The organism is Mesorhizobium sp. PL10 (assembly GCF_053714315.1).
Genome location: NZ_JBSKBR010000046.1, coordinates 1 through 18,282, shown reverse-complemented (window position 1 = coordinate 18,282; position 18,282 = coordinate 1). Strand labels below are relative to the sequence as shown.

The following is an 18,282-nucleotide window of genomic DNA, read 5'->3' as shown; positions in this document are numbered from 1 at the left end:
CCGGCGCGCGCCTAACATGCTGACTTAATAACTTATTCTTACAGGCGGTGTTTAAGTCGGGTATGGCTGCTGGATACAGCGGTCAAGCCGCGCAAAATCCGCGACGACTTGAAAGCGTTGGTTGACGCTGACGATGTGGTCGTTGTGGCTTGCATCGCCCAGGAATGGGGTTCACAACTACTACTGTGCAGATTGGTTGAACAACCAGGGCGGAGCTGGGCGACAACCGCTCCATACGGCATTCCATCGACCTAAACTGTATGCGAAAAAGTTTGGCTAGCGGGGCCAACAATCTGAGTCGCATCACATCCTCCATCGTGGCTGTCTCACGAAAGCTTCATGAACGTTTGCTAATGAGCCCCGCTTGGGGGAATGTTTGGTGGACGAAGACAGCCCGTATCGTGAAGCCTATCGCCTGGAGCGTGTCGCAGACGGCAACGTCACAACAATTGCGACCTTCTATTCGGCCAAAGAGGCTTTGACGATCATTGAATGAGAGCTACAGGCTGATGCTGGGCGAAAAGCAGATATGGCCGAACCAGGCTTCAACGGGCCGTGCTTGGGTCTAGCTTGGACTTAATAGTGCAGATGGCCTTGATGATGGCGTTGGCGGATTCCTGATCCAGTGCGATCTCTAGAAGCCCTTCCGTTGTCGCTATCGAAAGGATGCCGATAGTGCTGCCGGCATCCTCGAACGTGGCAACGTGGATTTCGGTCGGCACGAAAGGCCGTGCCCTGTCCTTAGGTTTCATGCTTCGGTCTGGCCCTGTTGCCTTTCAGCTTATGCGTAGGGTCTGGCGGTGCCGAAGAAGGCATGTGCCGTGCTCCGGTTTGATTTCCTGGACAATGCCGCCTCAATAAGAAAGTGGGGACCTCATTTGAACATTACTCCGATTTCGCGCTTTCGGCACGTCATCGGAATAGGTGCCACCTGTAAACTGACTTTCGTTCGTCACAACCGTATAGCCATGCGCCGCAGCAACAGCGGTCTGCTCAATGATGGCCTGCAACCCGGCCGACTTTAGGCTCCGCTCTGATGGCGCCTGGGTTGGGCAGAAGACGAAAGGGGGAGGGGCTTCCCGTCAAAGGCACGGCGCTGCGCGCTTATTTCATCCCAGAGCTCAATCGTCCTGAAATTCAACGGCAAAAGCAGGCAATTTATTGCGTGTCGAACCGAGACTCGTTCGTACAATGGCGCCGAACGATCAGGAAACGACATGAAACCTTTGGAAATAAGAATCGGCGCCGACCGCCGATCCTTAGCCATCACTTGGAATGACGGCTCTCTCCGTGCTGTCCGTGCCTCACGGTTGCGCGCACTCAGCCGAGCGGCCCATCAGGTCCGGTCCGCCATCGACGGGAGGGAGCATTCTTTCGACGACATCACCATCGTCAGCGCCGTGGCTGTCGGTTCGTATGCCATGCGGCTGGTTTTCTCCGATGGTCACGACCGCGGCATCTATCCTTGGCGCTATCTGCGCGAAATCGTCGACACACAGGGTTGAGGAAGCACAATGGACCACTTTGTCGACGGGCAAGCCGAAGTCGCTTGCGATGTTCTGGTCATTGGCGGCGGCACAGCTGGTCCGATGGCCGCGTTGAAGGCCAAGCAGCGCAGTCCCGATCTGAAGGTCGTGCTGCTCGAGAAGGCAAATGTAAAGCGTTCGGGCGCGATCTCGATGGGCATGGACGGGCTCAACAATGCCGTTGTGCCCGGCTACTCCACACCTGAGCAATACACCAAGGAGATCACGATCGCCAATGACGGCATCGTCGACCAAGCCCCGGTCTTCAAGTATGCATCGCGTTGTCATGAAATCATCGAGGAGCTGGATCGCTTCGGCATACGCTTCCAGAAGACCGCCAATGGCGATTTCGACCTGAAGAAGGTTCATCACCTCGGAACATACGTCCTGCCGATGCCGAATGGCGACACGGTAAAAAAGGCGCTTTACCGCCAGCTCCGACGCGAGCGGATTCTGATCTCCAATCGCTACATGGCAACCCGCCTGTTGACCACGGAGAACGGCCGGATCGCGGGAGCAATCGCGGTGAATACACGCTCGGCCGAATTTCTCGTGGTTCGCGCCAAAACCGTGATCCTGTGCATGGGAGCGGCGGGCCGGCTCGGCTTGCCTCACTCAGGCTATCTGTTTGGAACCTATGAGAACCCGACCAATTCGGGTGACGGGTATGCAATGGCCTATCACGCCGGCGCCGCGCTCGCCAATCTCGAGTGTTACCAGATCAACCCGCTGATCAAGGACTACAACGGTCCCGCCTGCGCCTACGTTGCGGGGCCATTCGGGGCCTACACTGCCAACAACGACGGCAGGCGTTTCATCGAGAGCGACTATTGGTCGGGACAGATGATGCAGGAGTTTTACAACGAACTGCAATCGGGCAAGGGACCGGTTTTCCTGAAGCTCAATCATCTGCATTCCGACACGGTTAGCGAGATCGAAAAGATCCTGCATAAGGTCGAGCGCCCCTCGCGCGGCAGATTCCATCAAGGCCGCGGCACCGACTACCGCAACGCGATGATCGAAATGCATATCTCTGAGATCGGCTTCTGTTCAGGTCACAGCGCATCCGGCGTGTTCGTGGACGAATATGCTCGCACGACCGTGCCGGGTCTCTACGCAGCAGGCGACATGGCCAGTGTTCCACACAACTATATGCTCGGCGCATTCACCAATGGCGCGATAGCCGGGGAACACGCGGCCGAAATCGCAAGTGAGACCGACCTGCCGGAATTCGACAGCGATCTGCTCAGGCGGGAGCGCGAACGGGTGCTGGCGCCTACCCGACGCGACGACGGCATTCCGCCAAATCAGCTGGAATACAAGACCCGGCGCCTCGTCAACGACTATCTCCAGCCGCCAAAGGTCACGGCCAAGATGCAGATCGGGCAAGCCCGACTTGCCGAGGCGCGAGACGATCTGGAGACGGCACTTGTCGCCCGCGACGCCCACGAACTTATGCGTTCCCTGGAGGTATCCTCAATCCTCGATTGCGCAGAAATGGCGGCCCATGCCTCGCTCTATCGCACCGAAAGTCGCTGGGGCCTCTACCATAACCGAGTCGATCATCCCGAGAAGGACGACGCGAATTGGTTCTGCCACACGCTGCTGCGCAAGATCGACGGCCGAATGATTTCCGAGAAGCGAGCTGTCCAATCTTACGTCGTTCCCATCGAGGACGAAGAGCGGACAGCCTACGATCGTCTGCGTGTTTCCAAAAATGCTTGACCAGGAGAATATATGCCACTCGCGCTTTCGCCTACTGCCGTTCCCGTGGTCGTCGACGATGCCAAATGCATCGCTGACAAGGGCTGCACCGTCTGTGTCGACGTCTGCCCACTGGACGTGCTGCGCATCAGCGATTTAACCGGAAAAGCCTACATGAAATTCGACGAATGCTGGTACTGCATGCCGTGCGAGACAGATTGCCCAACGGGGGCGGTCACCGTGAACATTCCCTACCTGTTGCGCTGAGATGAGTGCCTTCGAACCGTTCGAAGATTTTGGCGACATCGACGACATAGTCGAACGCCTCAACGACGCCGACGGCGGAGTGCGGCAACTGGCGGTGATTGATCTCGTCGCTACCGCGCGCCGCGACGTGCTGCCTCATCTTCTGGCCGCGGTCGAGGATCCAAATGATGCCGTGCGATTGCAGGTGGCGCTCGCCTTTGCCGAGTTCGACTCGAACGAAGCCGCAAGCGGGCTCGTCAAATTGGTAACGGACGAAGACAGCACCGTGGCGAAGGCGGCGGCTGAGGGTCTTGCCGAAATCAAGGCTCCGGCGGCAGCGGAACTGATAGGGCCACTGCTCGAACATGAGAGCGCTTTCGTCCGCGCCGCCGCCCTTCGAGGCTTGAGGGCGCTGCGGTCTCCGGCATCGCTCGGTCCGGCGCTTGCTGCAATTCGCGACGACAATCCGGAGGTACGGGCTCAGGCGCTTGGCGTAATCGCTTACCTCAAACTGGAGGAGACATTGCCCTCCCTGATTGGCGCGACACTTGACCCAAATGCTGGCGTCAGGGCCGTTGCTGCAAGTGCGCTCTCCTTCTCCGGCCAGCCTGCGGCCGCTCAGGCGGTCGCGGCTGTGCTTGGCGACGACAGCTGGCAGGTGCGCGCCGCCGCCGCGGATTCGCTCGGTCAGCTCGGCCAGGCTTCGGTGGTCCATCGACTGACGGCTGCCTTGGATGACGAGTACTGGCAGGTCCAACTGAGATGCCTGAATGCGCTTGGCAAGCTCAAGGCCCATGCGGCTGTTCCGGCAATTTCAAAGTCGCTTCGAAGCGAGATTGCAGCAGTGCGCAAGGAGGCTGCCGCCGCGCTTGGCGAAATCGCTGCCCCAGCCTCACGCGAGGCGTTGATGGACCACATCTCCGATGCCGACCCCGACGTCCGCAAGACGGTGCGCTGGGCCTTGGCCCGGCTCGGCTAGAACTGTCGAAGGGCGGTGAATGGCGCCGTCCTTCGAAACCATGTTCATTAGCTTGTGCGGGTGCTCGATGCGAATTTGTCGCGGCGTGACGGTGACCAGCCCATCTTTCTGGAAGCGTTTCAACATCATCGTTACCCACTGGCGCGTCGACCCCACCATCGCGGCGATCTGATCGTGCGTCACCTTGGCGTTTATGATCACGGCATGCCCGTCACGAACGCCGTGAAGCTCCGAGAGATTCATCAGGAATTGCGCCAGGCGCTCGATCACTGACCGCGTGCCCAGCATCTGCGCCATGGCCGAATAGCATCGGCCCTTTGCGGCCAGCCCCTGCACAAGACAGAGAGCGAAGCCCGGAAGCTCCGCGACGAGCCTCTTGAGCGCGGAGGCAGGCAGGAAGAGGATCTGGCAGTCGCTAAGCGCCTCGCCGGACCAGATGTGAGCGCCTTCGCCAGTCATTTCGGGACCGCCAATAAAATGCCCGGCTGTCCAATAGGCGAGCGTGATTTCCCGTCCCGACGGAGCGGTATAGAAGACACGAACCTGACCGCTTTCGATTATGAAAATGCCTCCGTGCCGATCGCCTTGGCTGAAGATCGCCTCACCGGTCGAGAAGGCCAGACGCCGGCCGTGACTGTTGAGCCTTGTCAGTTCGTCCGGGTTTAGCGTGTCTAGAAAATGCGCGCCTTCGTCCAGGCCCTCGACGCTTTCGCTCAGGAAGAGTGCCTGGTCACCAGGGAGCAGGACCTGGCTGGGCGGCACTGGCCGCGGCTGCGGCCTCCGATCGTTGGCCTCACTCGGGGCGAGCGTTGGCAAGGTCATGGTCGCTCCTCCATAGATCGGAGCAAAACTATATAAAGTCTATAGAGTATAAAGAAATATCATTGCGCATTTTTGCCATTGCTGGAACGATTGTCTCTGTTTGCGCCCGCTGCCCGGTTGCCGGGTGATGCCCAAGCGTTTGATATCCAGCGTTAAGAGCATGCCCGGCATCAAGATTTGCTCTGCGAGTCGAAACAGTTCCTTCGGCTGCCCGGGCAAATAATTGCTTATCCCCCTTGCGAGACCGCCTCATAAATCAGTCAGGCAGCGGTCGGCGTCCGTCCACCGGTCGCCGAACCAAATAGCCACCGGGCCGTCCGGGACACGACTAATGGAACAGGACCATGAACATGCGCACACACTTCGCTGCGATCGCCCTTGCGGCTGCCGTCTTCGTTTCGGCTGCCAAAGCAGAAACCATTCGCGTGGCTATCGGCACCCAGGACACGACGATCAATACCGCGACCGGCGGGCTTCTCATCCGCGAATTGAATCTCCTTGAAAAATATCTTCCGCACGACGGCAGGTACCAGGCCGCCACCTACGACATTCAGTGGAAGAATTTCACGAGCGGCGCGCCAATCACCAACGAGCAGCTCGCCGGCAAGCTCGATTTTGGGGTGATGGCAGATTTTCCAGGTTCATTGAACGGCCTTGCGCACCTCAAGGCGGGGAGAAAGAGTCTGTTCATTGCCGTGCTTTCGGGAAGCGTCAACGGCAGCGGCAATGGCATTGTCGTGCCAGCCAATTCGCCCATCCAATCCCTGGCGGAGCTCAAGGGCAAGACGATCTCGGTGCCGTTTGCTTCCACCTCGCACGGGATGTTGTTGCGGGCCGTGAAGGCGCAAGGCTGGGACGCCGACCGTGACGTCAAGATCATTACCCAGGCTCCCGAGGTCGCCGGCCCATCTCTCAAAGCAGATCAAATCGACGCCCATGCCGATTTCGTTCCATTCGCCGAGCTCTTCCCGTGGCGTGGCTTTGCCCGTAAGATCTACGATGGTTCGCAGGCAAAGGTGCCAACCTTTCACGGCGTCCTGGTTGATGCTTCCTATGCCGAAAAATATCCCGAGATCGTCGTCGCCTATCTTCGTGCTGTCATCGAGGCAGACCAGCTCATCGGCAAGGAGCCTGAGAAGTACAGCGAGCTGATCGGAAAGATCACCGGCGTCGACGCCGAGGTGGACTATCTGTTCCATGGTCCGCTTGGGTTACAGACCCGCGATCTAACGTGGAAGCCAGAGTATCGACAGGCCGTGGCCACCGCCATCGAAACTCTTAAGCTCCTTAAGAAGGCGGACAGCTCGCTTGATGTCGACAGCTTCGTCGACGATCGTTTGATTCGAGCGGCGTTCAAGGCGTCGGGCCTGGATTATGAAGCGGCACTCAAGGATTACGAGCAGCTGCCATTGAACGCCAAGGATGCTTCGACGGGCGAGCAGATCAAGGATTCCAGGCGCGTCGCCGAGATCTGGGTCGATGGCGAGCCGCAGGTGAGACACTACGCCTCGCCGGAAAACGCCCTTGTGGCCTTCAAGGCGATAGAAGGCGAGGGCAAGGCAATAAGGGTATTCTATGCCCAGGACCGCGACAGCGGCATCAAGCTTTTGGGCAAACAAGCCTGGTTCGTGCGTTCCGATAGCGGCGAGGTCAGCGCGTTCCTTCTGAAGGAAAAAGCCGAGAACTGGGCCAAGACCCATGGCGGAAGCGTGCTGGATTTTGCCGGCGTCAAAGCTGCCCTCCTGGCAAGCTATCAAGACGACCAATGATCGGCCTTCAAGTCGGTCGCTGGCTGCGGCGGGCGGGATCTCTCGCCTTCTGCCTCTCTGTTTGGCAGATGGCGTCCACCCTGAAACTGGACTTCGGCATCATCACTTTCGCCAATGTGCCGCCGCCGGGAGACGTCGCGTCGGCCGCGCTCGAGTTCTTTCGATCCCCACGGCTCTTTGCCCATGTGTCCAGCAGCCTTGAGCGGGTCCTTGCGGGCTATGGAATCGCCGCGGTGGTGGGCGTCTCGTTGGGTCTGTTGATCGGCCGCCTCCGATATGCCGGGGACTTCCTTCAGGCGCCTCTCGAACTGTTGCGCCCGATCCCTGCCGTGGCATGGATCCCGCTGGCGGTGCTGATGTTCCCGTCCTCGGAGCTTTCGATGATCTTCATCACTTTCACCGGCGCTCTCTTTCCAATCCTCATCAACACCGTCCACGGCGTCGAAAACATCGATCCGCGGCTGATCGCATCCGCACGCAGCCTGGGCAGCACCCGCTCGGCCATGCTCCTGGAAGTGATCATCCCTGGCGCCGCACCGAGCATTGTCACCGGGCTGGTGATTGGCATGGGCACATCGTGGTTCTGTCTGGTCACCGCCGAAATGATCTCAGGCCAGTTCGGCATCGGCTACTACACCTGGGAATCCTACACGCTGCAGAACTATCCCGAGATCATCGTCGGCATGGTTGTCATTGGGCTGCTTGGCATGGCGAGCAGTGCTGTGCTGAAGGCTGTGGGAGCGGCACTCCTCCCGTGGCACAGCAAGGACGGCAAAGCATGAACATGCAGGAGCGCAAAATCCGGGCAACGATGGGCCGCATCGCGGCCGAACGCGTCTCGATTCGGCTTGGACGGGGCAGCGCGGCCTTCGAAGCGGTTAGCGATGTAAGCTTCGAAGTCACGCCGGGTGAATTCGTATGTCTTCTGGGGCCGTCCGGCTGCGGGAAGTCGACCCTTCTTGGCGCTTTGGCTGGACATATCTTGCCGCTTTCTGGGAGGCTTTCCGTGGATGGCGTGCCCGTGCGAGGCCCGCACCCGGACCGAGGCATCGTCTTCCAGCATCACACCCTTTTTCCATGGAAGAACGCACGTGACAATGTTGCGTTCGGACCGAAGATGCGCGGTGTCGGGCGCGCCGAACGGAGGCGTGAAGCGGACAGGATATTGAACCTTGTCGGCCTCGACGGATTTGCAGACCACTACCCCGGCCAGCTGTCTGGCGGCATGCAACAGCGCGTGGAGATGGCCCGTGTCCTCATCAACCGGCCCAGGCTACTTTTGATGGATGAACCCTTTGGAGCCCTGGATGCGCTTACAAGACTGAGGATGCAGGAACTGCTGCTGGAGGTTTGGGAGCAATTCAGGACCACGATTGTCTTCGTCACCCATGATATCGACGAAGCCATCCTGCTTTCGGATCGCATCATCGTCATGCAGGCACAGCCGGGTCGCATCCAAGAGGAAATCAATGTGGATTTCGAGAGACCGAGGACGGCCGAAATGATCGCGTCAATCCAGTTCTTGCGCTTGAAGCAGCACTGCCTGAAGCTGCTTCGTAGCGACAGGGAGCGGGATACTTTGGCGCGGCTTTCGCCGCTAGGATAGAGGCGACGCTTTGCGGGCTCGCTGCTCTGGGATTATCCGGTCGCTCAATCACTCAATCGACTATTCAAAGACACCGAGCCGCGAGCGGTTGCTGGAACTCATCTCGGCGATGGGCATCACCCCGCGCGAACTTGTGAGCGAGAGGGGAACGCCTTACGGGGACCTTGGGTTGCCGATCCGAAATGGAGCGACGAAGAGGTGATGGATTTCATGCTCGCCACCCGACCCTCATCAACTGGACGATCGTCGAGACGCCAAAGGGCACTAGGCTTTGCCGGCCCTCGGAAGCGGTGCAGGCGCTTCTAAACGTGGCCGAATTTATCAAGGAAGTTGGTGAGAAGGCCGTCCACGTGCCGATGCAAACATCCTTCCTGGCTGCAACGGCTCGCAAAAGGTCACAGCTGCGGGTTCGATCCGATACGATCGTGCATTTCGGCTACAGCCTACGGTGGCCAGTCGCGCGCTCGTGCGGCCGATCTGCGCACGTCAATTCCTCGGCCTATACGGCAGCAAAAAAGGTCCAGAGGCACCGCCCTCGAACCGAGATGTCGTCTATCTGACGCACGATCAACATCTGTGCGAGATGGCAAAGCCTGAAGCCACAGGAAAACAGCTCGCCTCAGCTCGTCAGCTGGCAGTTTCGCTCGTCACTCTGGTGTACCCAAGTGTGATTGAAGGGGCTAAGGAATGTTGATAATAGTTGATAAGAGCCTTATCTGAGGTATGCCGTGACCGAGGGAGTTTCATATGATCAGCGCTGATCTGGGCAAACAACTTGAAAGCTACATCCAGCAACTCGTCGAAACGGGCCGCTACGGCTCGAAAAGTGAGGTTCTGCGGGAAGGCGTGCGACTGGTTCAAGATCGAGAAACGAAACTGGCCGCACTGGATGCATCAATCATGCGTGGAATAGCCGATGCTGACGCAGGGCGAACCCATGCTGCCGAGGATGTTTTCAGCGAACTGCGGGAACGCTACAAAGCCATGCTGCCGGGCTCGGCCGAATGAAAGTGCGCTTTACGACCGAAGCCAAGGCGGATTTGCGGCAGATAGCCGACTACATCGCGAAGGATAATCCGCCCAGAGCTTTGTCATTCGTCGATGAGCTGGAATAGACATGCCTAACCATAGCAACGTCCCCAAAAGCTTTCCCTCTGGTGCCCCGCTATGAACGGCATGAAATCCGCCGCCGCGTCCATGGAAACTACCTGATTTTCTACCGTGTGAATGGCGAGCAGGTTGTTATCGTCCACGTCCTGCACGGTGCGATGGACTATGCCGCCATACTGTTTGAGGGCTAGACCCTGGAGAAGGGGCCGGTCTGGAAGTTGCAATGGCGAAGAGCAGAATTGGTCGAGCGTCCCGCTTGCCGAATCTAGTCCGCCCTCATAGAAGAAGAAATGGGGCGCGCGCCTAGTCGATAGTATTGAACGAGAATGGGGGGATCACGGCACAGTCAATGCCTTGGTCCGGAGGGCTCCTGAATATGTACTCCAGAGGATCTGAATGGCGTGAGTGGGACTTACACGTACACTCGCCAGCATCATTCCATTGGGACGGCGAACGGCTCGGATCGGATAAAGCCAGAAACGATCAGCTCATCGATGAGATGATCCGCGCCCTGAATGACGCTGCTCCGATAGCGTTTGGGCTCATGGACTACTGGACATTCGACGGTTGGTTTGCCCTCAAGGCGCGCCAGGTCCAGCCGGCTGCGGCGGAGCTTATGAAAACTGTCTTCCCTGGTATCGAACTCCGCTTGGCGGCGCCGATGGAGGGACGACTGAATGCCCACGTTCTTTTCTCCAATGAGATCAGTGATCAGCATCTCAGAGATTTTCTCTCTCGGTTGAAGCTTGAATTGATCAATCAACCCCTGTCTCGCGACGCGCTCATCGAGTATGCGCGATATGCGGGCGCAGACAAACTGGCAAAACATGGTTTTGAGAAGAGCAAAATTGCGTCGGACGACGCGGAGGCGTTCATCGCCGGCTGTAAAATCGCGGAAGTGAATGTCGATTCGTACAAGGAGGCGATCCGTCTTGTACCCGGGGCTCGTGCAGTCGGCTTTATGCCCTTCTCGACCAACGACGGTCTCGACACCGTCAACTGGACCGACCATTACGCCTATGCGCTTGGCCTGTTCGAATCGTCTCCAATCTTTGAAACAAGAAGGCCGGATCTCTGGGCAGCCTTTTGTGGTGTCGAGACAGAGACCAACAAGAAATGGCTTGGTAACTTCCAGGCTGCACTGAAAGGTATCCCCCGACTTGCCGTGTCCGGCAGCGATGCTCATTGCTTCCGGGGAAACGGAACCACCGATAAGCGCGGATACGGCGACTTTCCGTCCGGCAAGCGCACCTGGATCAAGACTGATCCAACCTGGAAGGGCTTGTTGCAGGCGCTGAGAGAGCCCGCGAAGCGCTCATTTTTAGGTGAACGACCTCCGAAGCTGGAGCGTATCAACCAGCATAAGACGTTCTACATAGATCGGATTCGCGTAGGCAAGGCGTCTGACAGTACACTTGCGGACACCTGGCTGCATGGAACAGACATTCCTCTAAACCCCGACCTCATTGCGATCATCGGCAACAAGGGGAGCGGCAAGAGCGCGCTCGCCGATATCCTGGCTTTGCTGGGCAACTCCCAGCAAAGCGCCCACTTCTCATTTCTGAAACGCGATCGATTCCGCGGGAAAGCAGGAGAGCCGGCCCGCCAATTCGTTGGCGAACTCTCTTGGCTCGCTGGCGATCCGTGTGTGATGAGCCTTGCCGACGATCCGTCGGCTGAACGGGTCGAACTCGTCCGGTACATTCCGCAAGGCCGGTTCGAAGCTCTGTGCAATGATCATGTGTCAGGCAAGACTGACGAGTTCGAGAAGGAGCTCCGAGAGGTGATCTTTTCTCACGTCTCGAACAACGTGCGCCTCGAGGCTCTGAGTTTCGACCAACTCATCGACAAGCAAGAAAACGTTTTCCGGGCTCGGGCGAATGAACTTCGCAAATCGCTGCGGGCGCTCAACGAGCATATTGTGGGTATCGAAGATCAGCTTCACCCCAATGTGCAAAAAAACCTCGAGGAGCAGATCCGGCTCAAGGAGGCGCAGATTGAGGAACACACCGCAATTAAACCACCCGTAATCGAGCAACCCACGGACCAACTCACTGCTGATCAGCGGCAGGCAAGCGCCAGACTTGCGGAGATCGGAGCGGCGCTGGAGCAATTGAAGAATGACGCCAGGAAGGCTGCCGATGACAGGCAGATAATCGGCAGAAAGCAGCGGTCGATTCGTAACATCCGGGAGCGCATTGGGCTTTTTGAGAAGCAACTCGCAGCCTTCGTGTCCGAAATCGCCGACGACCTTGCCACCGCCGGTTTGAGAGCAGAAGAGCTGATCACCCTGACCGTCAATCGTGACGTCCTGACACAGCACCACCAGACGCTGGCCAGCAGCGACGAAACGATCGCAAAGAACGTGGAAAGCGCCGCTACGACCGAGATCGCACTGGTCGCCGAACAGAATCGGCTTTCTGAAAAATTGAACGAGCCGCAGCAGAAATACCAGGCGTACAAACAAGCCTTGAAGGAATGGCAAACCGCACTGGAGGCGATCGAGGGTTCGGAAACCGAGCCTGAAAGCCTCAAGGGATTGCAGCTAAGGGTTGTTCAAATAAACCAACTGCCGACGAAGCTTGCGCAAGAACGGGCATCACGACGAGAGGTAACCGCTCAGATATTTTCGGTGCTGGAAGAACAGCGAGCCGCGCGGGAGGAGCTGTTCACGCCACTGCAACGTTTGATTCAGAGCAATTCTCTGATCCGGGACGAGTACAAGCTTCAATTCCAGGCCAGGCTGCTGGGCTCACCTGACGCGATTGCTACCAACCTATTTAGTGCCATCAAGCAGAATATCGGTGAGCTTCGCGGGGAAGACGAGAGCTTCATCGCGGTCCGAAGCCGGTTCGAGAGATATCGTTTCGGGAGTGCGGCCGATGCGACAGGCTTTGCCGAGGACGTCGCTTCCCTGCTGACGGAGAGCGCCGAGAAGGCAGCGAGCAAGGTTCCAGGGATCAGGGTTCTCATGCGCAAGGACAAGGAGCCGGCAGAGGTCTACAATTATCTCTTCGGTCTTCAGTATCTGGAGCCGAAGTACACCCTGCTCTTTCAGGATACGCAGATAGAACAGCTGTCGCCCGGGCAGCGAGGCGCCTTGCTGTTGATTTTCTATCTGCTGGTTGACAAGGGACGAAATCCCATCGTGCTCGATCAACCCGAGGAGAATCTGGACAATGAGACGGTCGTAAGCCTGCTCGTGCCAGTTCTCAACGAGGCGAAGAAGGCCAGACAAATCATCATGGTCACGCACAATCCAAACTTGGCGGTGGTGTGCGATGCCGAGCAGATCATACACGCAACATTCGACAGGAAGAACGGCGCGCGAATCTCTTACCAGTCAGGTTCGATCGAAGACGGGATCATGAATAGAGCTGTCGTTGACGTGCTGGAGGGCACAAAGATGGCCTTCGATAACAGAGGCCAGAAGTACCATTGAGGAATGGGTTCGCAGCACGATGTCGGTTCGAGGCGAAGAGTGCCTGGTCCAGGGCGCAGTGCTGATCTGTGGTCCCACTTGCCATCAGTCCAGCAAGGCACAAGCCAAGCTCCGGATGAGTTTTGACAACTGCATCCTCCAACGTGATAAGGCAGCGGCGAAAATAACGCCGGCATAGGCGCCCTCGTGTTCAGAGGCCGGAGACCGCCAATGGCATTTCGATTCCTACATACGGCCGACATCCATCTCGACTCGCCGCTCCGTTCGCTGGCGATGCGAAATCCCGATCTTGCAGAACTCGTCGGAGACGCAAGTCGCCAGGCATTCGTCTCGATAGTGGATCTGTGCCTGGCGGAACGTGTCGATGCGCTCGTCATTGCTGGCGATCTTTATGATGGCGACCAGACGTCGATGAAAACGGCGAGGTTCCTGGCGTCGCAGATGGCACGCCTCCACCAGGCCGGTGTCCGGGTTTTCAAGATCCGCGGAAATCACGACGCCCTGTCTCGGATAGCGAAACAGCTGGTGTTTCCGGACACGGTCACGATCTTTGGCGGCCGTCCCCAGTCAGTGCTGCACACGGCCGGCGGGCTGGACGTCATGTTCCACGGCTTGAGCTTTGCCAACCCGAAGGCGCAAGACAGCCTGCTGCCCAAATATCCGGCCGCTCGCGAAGGAGCTGTCAATGTGGGCATCATGCACACCAGCCTTGCCGGATCGCCCGGCCACGACGTTTACGCCCCCTGCAGCGTCGCTGACTTGCACGGCCATGGTTTTGACTATTGGGCGCTCGGCCACATCCATGTCCGCCAAGTCCATCCTGGAGCGAGCACGGTGGTGATGCCAGGGATGCCGCAAGGCCGGGACATCAACGAGGCCGGCGAGAAATCCGTTACCCTGGTGACGATACGAGACGACCACTCGGTCGGGATCGAGGAAAGGCTGACCAGCGTTGCGCAATTCGAACGGGTGAACGCAGATCTGACCGGGGCAGTGGAATGGTCCGAAGCCGTCGCGCGTGTGCGATCCGCGCTCGAAGCGATCCGCGCTTCCGTGCGGTCGCGTCATGCCGTGGTCCGTCTCGGTCTCACTGGGATGTCGCCTTTGTCGTGGGCAATTATCCGCGACAGGGACCTTCTCTTGGCCGAGGCCGAGCAGGTAGCGGAACAGGCGGGGGACACATGGGTGGAGAAGCTTGAGCTTGGCCTCATTCCACCCAGGATGGAAACACCCGGTGAGGCCGATCCGATTTTCGAACTCGCCCAATCCATGCGCGCCGATGCCAGCTCGGAAGCCTTCCGAGCTGAGGCGCGGGCATTGGTCCTGAAAACGATCGCCGATCTTCCGCCCGATGGGCGCGAATTCGCTGGCAAGGACGAGACTGCGCTGGAGCTGTTCCTCGACAAGGTTCTTGCCAGCGGCGCCGACCTGGTCACGGCCCGCCTCAAGTCCGGTGGATCGCAATGAGGCTTCGGCGCCTTGACCTCATTCGTTATGGAAAGTTTACCGACAGGACGATCGACTTCGGACCGAACCCGGTGTCGGGGCCAGACCTGCATATCGTGTTTGGCCTTAACGAGGCCGGCAAATCGACAGCGCTTTCTGGCTATCTGGACTTGCTATTCGGCATCGAGGAACGCAGCCGCTATAATTTCCTGCACGAGTATGGCGCGATGCGCATCGGTGGTGTGCTCGAACTCGGTGATGCCGAGCATGCCTTCACGCGCACGAAACAGCGCAGCAACTCACTGTTGAACGCTGAGGGCCAACCGGTGAGCGATGTGGCGATAACGGCACATCTCGCCGGTCTGTCACGCGACGCATACGAGACCATGTTTTCGCTGGACGACGAGACACTGGAAGCGGGCGGGAAATCGATCCTGGAGTCGCGTGGAGACCTGGGCAAACTTCTCTTTACGGCCAGCGCCGGTCTTGGCCATGTAAGTGACACATTGAGCGCGCTCGAGGCCGAAGCGGACGGACTGTATCGCAAGCAGGCCCACGGAACCGAATTGGCGCTGCTCAAGAAGCGCCTGGCGGAACTCAAGTCGCGCAGGGATGCGATCGACACGTTGGCGTCGACCTACGAGAGTCTTGAAGTCGAACGTCGCGACGCGATGGAAAAATACGACCGCACCATCACCGAACGATCGATACTGTCAGCCCGGCTCGATGCCATTGCCAGGTACTTGCGCGCGCGCCCGATCCTGGCCGATATCCGGCGCAAGTCAGCCCAACTGGCAGAGTTGCCCGACATAACTTCACCGCCTCGGACCTGGACAGGCAGCATCGCCGGACTGATCGATGACGACGCCAGTCTGAGAACGCGGCTTTCCACAAACGTCAACGAAGTCGCGCGCCTGACGGCGAAAACCGACTTGGTCGACGTCGACAAGGTGATCCTGGCGATTTCCGAGCGCATTCGTGGCTTGGCGGAAAGCAAGGTACGCCATGTCGCGGCAGGTCTGGACCTGCCAAATCGCCGGACGGACTGGCAAATCCTCAACAACGCCGTGACGACCTGTCTTGCCGCCTTGGGACGGTCTTCCGAGCGAGATCCCGCCGCGCTACTTTTGCCTGCCGCCACTGTTGGCGCGGTCCGCGCCATGCTCGAGCAGCGATCGGGGATCGCGACCCGCCTACGCGTCGCCCGCGATGAGGCAGCAGCGGCGCTGGATGCGCTTCAGGCGGCGCGGGACCGGGTTGGCGAGGAACGGGCGGTGCCGGAGCCTGCCAGGGCAAGGCTGAGCTCGATACTGTCGAAGGCGAGGGTGAGCGGGCACCTCGGCGAAATCAAGGCGGCACGCGAGGCGGAGGACGCGGCCGCCATCCGGTGGGAGGCGGCACTGGGCCGATTGCACCCTTGGTCCGGAGATGCCGGGGCGCTGGCCAGGATCTCCGTCCCGAGCGCCAGGCAGCTTGGCGGCTGGAAAGCTCTGGCGGCGGAGCTTGGCAGGAACAGAGCCGTACTTTCCGAACGTCTCGCCGAATACCACGGCAATCACGATTTGCTCGCCTCGCGTCTCGACGCCCTTCGTACCTCTGTCGGTGGCGCCGACGATGAAGCGGCCGCAACCATCCGGCGTGCCCGGGACGAGGCCTGGGCGAGGCATCGAGGCGAGCTTACCGGCGAGACAGCGGATGATTTCGCCACGGCGTTAGCCCGTGACGACAATGTCGGCGCAGGCCGACTGTCCAGCGCGTCCGAGCTTGCCGAAATCCGCACAGCAACGCGCGAATTTACTCAAGCCGCGGCCGACATTGCTCGCATACGCGAGCAACTTGCTCGGGTCGAGGTGGATGCGGGCACCCTCCTGTCGGAAATGCGCGCGGCAGCGAAAGATCTGCTCGGGGAATGCCTGGAACCGTCGCTGGAGCGCATGACCGAACTCATCGAGGGCCATCTCTCTGCCCACAGCGCTGCGCTCGAAGCCTGGGAGGAGATCGAGTTTGCCCGCAAGAAGGCGAGGCGGGCGGCCGATGAAGGCGAGCGAGTACGCCTGGAGCTCAGCGGGGCGCTGGAAAGCGTCGGGATCGGGTCGGACGCCGTCGACAGCCTGGAGACCATCATGGCCGTCGCGGAGCTGTTCCTCGACCGGCAGCGCAAGGTTGATGCCGAACATGCCCAGGCGCTCAAAACTGTCAGCGCCAAGGAAGAGGAACTCGCCGCCAGGCGACGAGCCGTGGATGTGGCGGGACGGCGTGAGGAAGAATGGCTGGCCGGCATTTCCGATGCGCTCAAGGGCACTTGGCTCGAGAACGGGCTTTCGGCATCTGGCGTCGGCACCGTCCTCGATCAATTGGCTGAACTGTCCAAGAGTCTCCAGGAGCGGGAGGCTATGCAGCTCCGCGTCGAAAAGATGGAGGCGGACAGGGCCAGTTTCCTGGTCGAGGTCACCGCCCTTGCAGCCGAAGCGGGCGAGCCGGCGGACGACGACGAACCGGAACAGTTGGCGATCCGGCTTGCCGAGCGTCTGGAGCGGGCCGAGCGCACGCGTGAGGCGAAGGCGACCGTCGTCACCGATTTGCAGCGCCTCCAGGACGCTCGTGAGAGTCTCGATGCTGAGATTTCGACACATGAGCGCCGCAAGAACGAGGTTTTGGGCGTCTTTGGCGTAGCAACGCTCTCCGAAGTCGTGGAACGCGACGAGCTGCTGCGCCACAGGGATCGCCTGCGCAATGCTGTCGCCGAACTCGAGGAGCAGGTGGCGGCCGAGCTTGCGATGGAAGGCTTCGAGCAGGCGCGTTCGATGTTAGATGCTCTCGATTGGAATGGCCTCGCCATCGAGAGGGCCGAAGGCGAGCAACGGCTGCGGGATCTTGACGAAGCGATGCAGCAACAGCTCATTAGGCAGACGCGCGCGGCCGACAAGCTGGACGCCATTGGCGGCGACAGCGCTGTTGCCCGCATCGATGCCGAACGGCGCACCGTCTTGCTGGACATCGAGGAAAAGGCTGTCCGCTACATCGAACTGAAACTGGGAATATTGTCTGCTGGAAACGCTCTGCGCGTCTACCGCGAGCGTCATCGCTCAGGGATGATGGCGCGGGCGTCTGACGCCTTCGCGCTCATCACACGCGGTCAGTACACGGGATTGGCGACCCAACCGGTGAAGGGCGGCGAAGTCCTCATCGCCGTGCAAGGCGACGGGCAGTCCAAGATCGCTGACGCACTGTCGAAGGGCGCCCGGTTCCAGCTCTACCTAGCCCTGCGGCTTGCAGGGTATTACGAGTTTGCGCGGCTTAGGTCCTCCGTGCCCTTCATCGCCGACGACATCATGGAAACCTTCGACCACGTCCGGTCCGAGGAGGTTTTCAGGTTATTCGGGGAGATGGCGACCGCGGGGCAGGTGATCTACCTCACCCATCACCAGCACCTGTGCGAGATCGCCAAGACGGTTGTACCAGGTGTCACGATCCACGAGCTCAATTAGTTGCCGTCGTTTCAAAGCACGCGGGCCCGCCAGATTGATGGAGCTGGCGCTAGACCCGACTTGAACACCTGGACGAGAACACAAAAAGAACATAGCCACGTAAGTCATTGATTTTTAGTGACCGTAGCTTGGTCAATGAAAATA

General features: G+C 59.2%; 13 protein-coding genes and 1 pseudogene. 12 read left to right on the top strand and 2 right to left on the bottom strand.

The genetic code is table 11. The features are described from left to right. Positions 1 to 545: 545 nt before the first annotated feature. Positions 546 to 752, bottom strand: coding sequence for a hypothetical protein (locus tag ACWGTO_RS30975; protein WP_454578555.1), 207 nt, complete (start codon positions 750 to 752; stop codon positions 546 to 548). 465 nt (positions 753 to 1,217) lie between these two features. On the opposite strand from ACWGTO_RS30975, the gene ACWGTO_RS30970 reads away from it, so the two are divergent. The 4 genes from ACWGTO_RS30970 to ACWGTO_RS30955 are packed head-to-tail and all read left to right on the top strand — an operon-like array spanning position 1,218 to position 4,455. Beyond that, complete coding sequence (locus ACWGTO_RS30970) at positions 1,218 to 1,505, top strand: gamma-butyrobetaine hydroxylase-like domain-containing protein (RefSeq protein ID WP_454578554.1); 288 nt, start codon at positions 1,218 to 1,220, stop codon at positions 1,503 to 1,505. Positions 1,506 to 1,514: 9 nt separating this feature from the next. After that, positions 1,515 to 3,251, top strand: a complete 1,737-nt coding sequence (locus ACWGTO_RS30965; protein WP_454578553.1) for a fumarate reductase/succinate dehydrogenase flavoprotein subunit — start codon at positions 1,515 to 1,517, stop codon at positions 3,249 to 3,251. A gap of 12 nt (positions 3,252 to 3,263) precedes the next feature. Then, positions 3,264 to 3,497, top strand: coding sequence for a 4Fe-4S dicluster domain-containing protein (locus ACWGTO_RS30960; protein ID WP_320302892.1), 234 nt, complete (start codon positions 3,264 to 3,266; stop codon positions 3,495 to 3,497). Between the two features lies 1 nt (position 3,498). Continuing rightward, entirely contained in the window at positions 3,499 to 4,455 is a 957-nt protein-coding gene (locus ACWGTO_RS30955; protein WP_454578552.1) for a HEAT repeat domain-containing protein, read from the top strand. Here ACWGTO_RS30955 and ACWGTO_RS30950 read toward each other — a convergent pair. Continuing rightward, on the bottom strand, positions 4,369 to 5,277 hold the full coding sequence (locus ACWGTO_RS30950) for a Crp/Fnr family transcriptional regulator (RefSeq protein WP_454578551.1): 909 nt from the start codon (positions 5,275 to 5,277) through the stop codon (positions 4,369 to 4,371). The two genes, ACWGTO_RS30955 and ACWGTO_RS30950, sit on opposite strands and share 87 nt — an antisense overlap. A 344-nt stretch (positions 5,278 to 5,621) precedes the next feature. Here ACWGTO_RS30950 and ACWGTO_RS30945 point away from each other — a divergent pair, with 344 nt between their 5' ends. The 8 genes and pseudogenes from ACWGTO_RS30945 to ACWGTO_RS30910 all read left to right on the top strand — a co-directional run bounded on the left by ACWGTO_RS30945 (position 5,622) and on the right by ACWGTO_RS30910 (position 18,138). Then, entirely contained in the window at positions 5,622 to 7,046 is a 1,425-nt protein-coding gene (locus ACWGTO_RS30945; protein WP_454578550.1) for an ABC transporter substrate-binding protein, read from the top strand. Further along, entirely contained in the window at positions 7,043 to 7,828 is a 786-nt protein-coding gene (locus tag ACWGTO_RS30940) for an ABC transporter permease (RefSeq protein WP_454578549.1), read from the top strand. Before ACWGTO_RS30945 ends, ACWGTO_RS30940 begins: the two co-directional genes overlap by 4 nt. Further along, entirely contained in the window at positions 7,825 to 8,652 is an 828-nt protein-coding gene (locus ACWGTO_RS30935) for an ABC transporter ATP-binding protein (protein ID WP_454578548.1), read from the top strand. The genes ACWGTO_RS30940 and ACWGTO_RS30935 overlap by 4 nt, the downstream gene beginning before the upstream one ends. Before the next feature lie 747 nt (positions 8,653 to 9,399). Further along, positions 9,400 to 9,660 (top strand): type II toxin-antitoxin system ParD family antitoxin, encoded by a 261-nt coding sequence (locus ACWGTO_RS30930; RefSeq protein WP_454578547.1) that lies wholly within the window; start codon positions 9,400 to 9,402, stop codon positions 9,658 to 9,660. Beyond that, positions 9,657 to 9,953: pseudogene (locus ACWGTO_RS30925) on the top strand (type II toxin-antitoxin system RelE/ParE family toxin). The gene ACWGTO_RS30930 and the pseudogene ACWGTO_RS30925 overlap by 4 nt, the downstream one beginning before the upstream one ends. Before the next feature lie 185 nt (positions 9,954 to 10,138). Then, the gene (locus ACWGTO_RS30920; RefSeq protein ID WP_454578546.1) at positions 10,139 to 13,204 is read left to right on the top strand and encodes a TrlF family AAA-like ATPase; all 3,066 of its coding nucleotides are present in this window, start codon (positions 10,139 to 10,141) and stop codon (positions 13,202 to 13,204) included. Between the two features lie 210 nt (positions 13,205 to 13,414). Beyond that, complete coding sequence (locus tag ACWGTO_RS30915; RefSeq protein ID WP_454578545.1) at positions 13,415 to 14,671, top strand: metallophosphoesterase family protein; 1,257 nt, start codon at positions 13,415 to 13,417, stop codon at positions 14,669 to 14,671. Continuing rightward, positions 14,668 to 18,138, top strand: coding sequence for an AAA family ATPase (locus ACWGTO_RS30910; protein ID WP_454578544.1), 3,471 nt, complete (start codon positions 14,668 to 14,670; stop codon positions 18,136 to 18,138). The genes ACWGTO_RS30915 and ACWGTO_RS30910 overlap by 4 nt, the downstream gene beginning before the upstream one ends. Positions 18,139 to 18,282 lie beyond the last annotated feature (144 nt).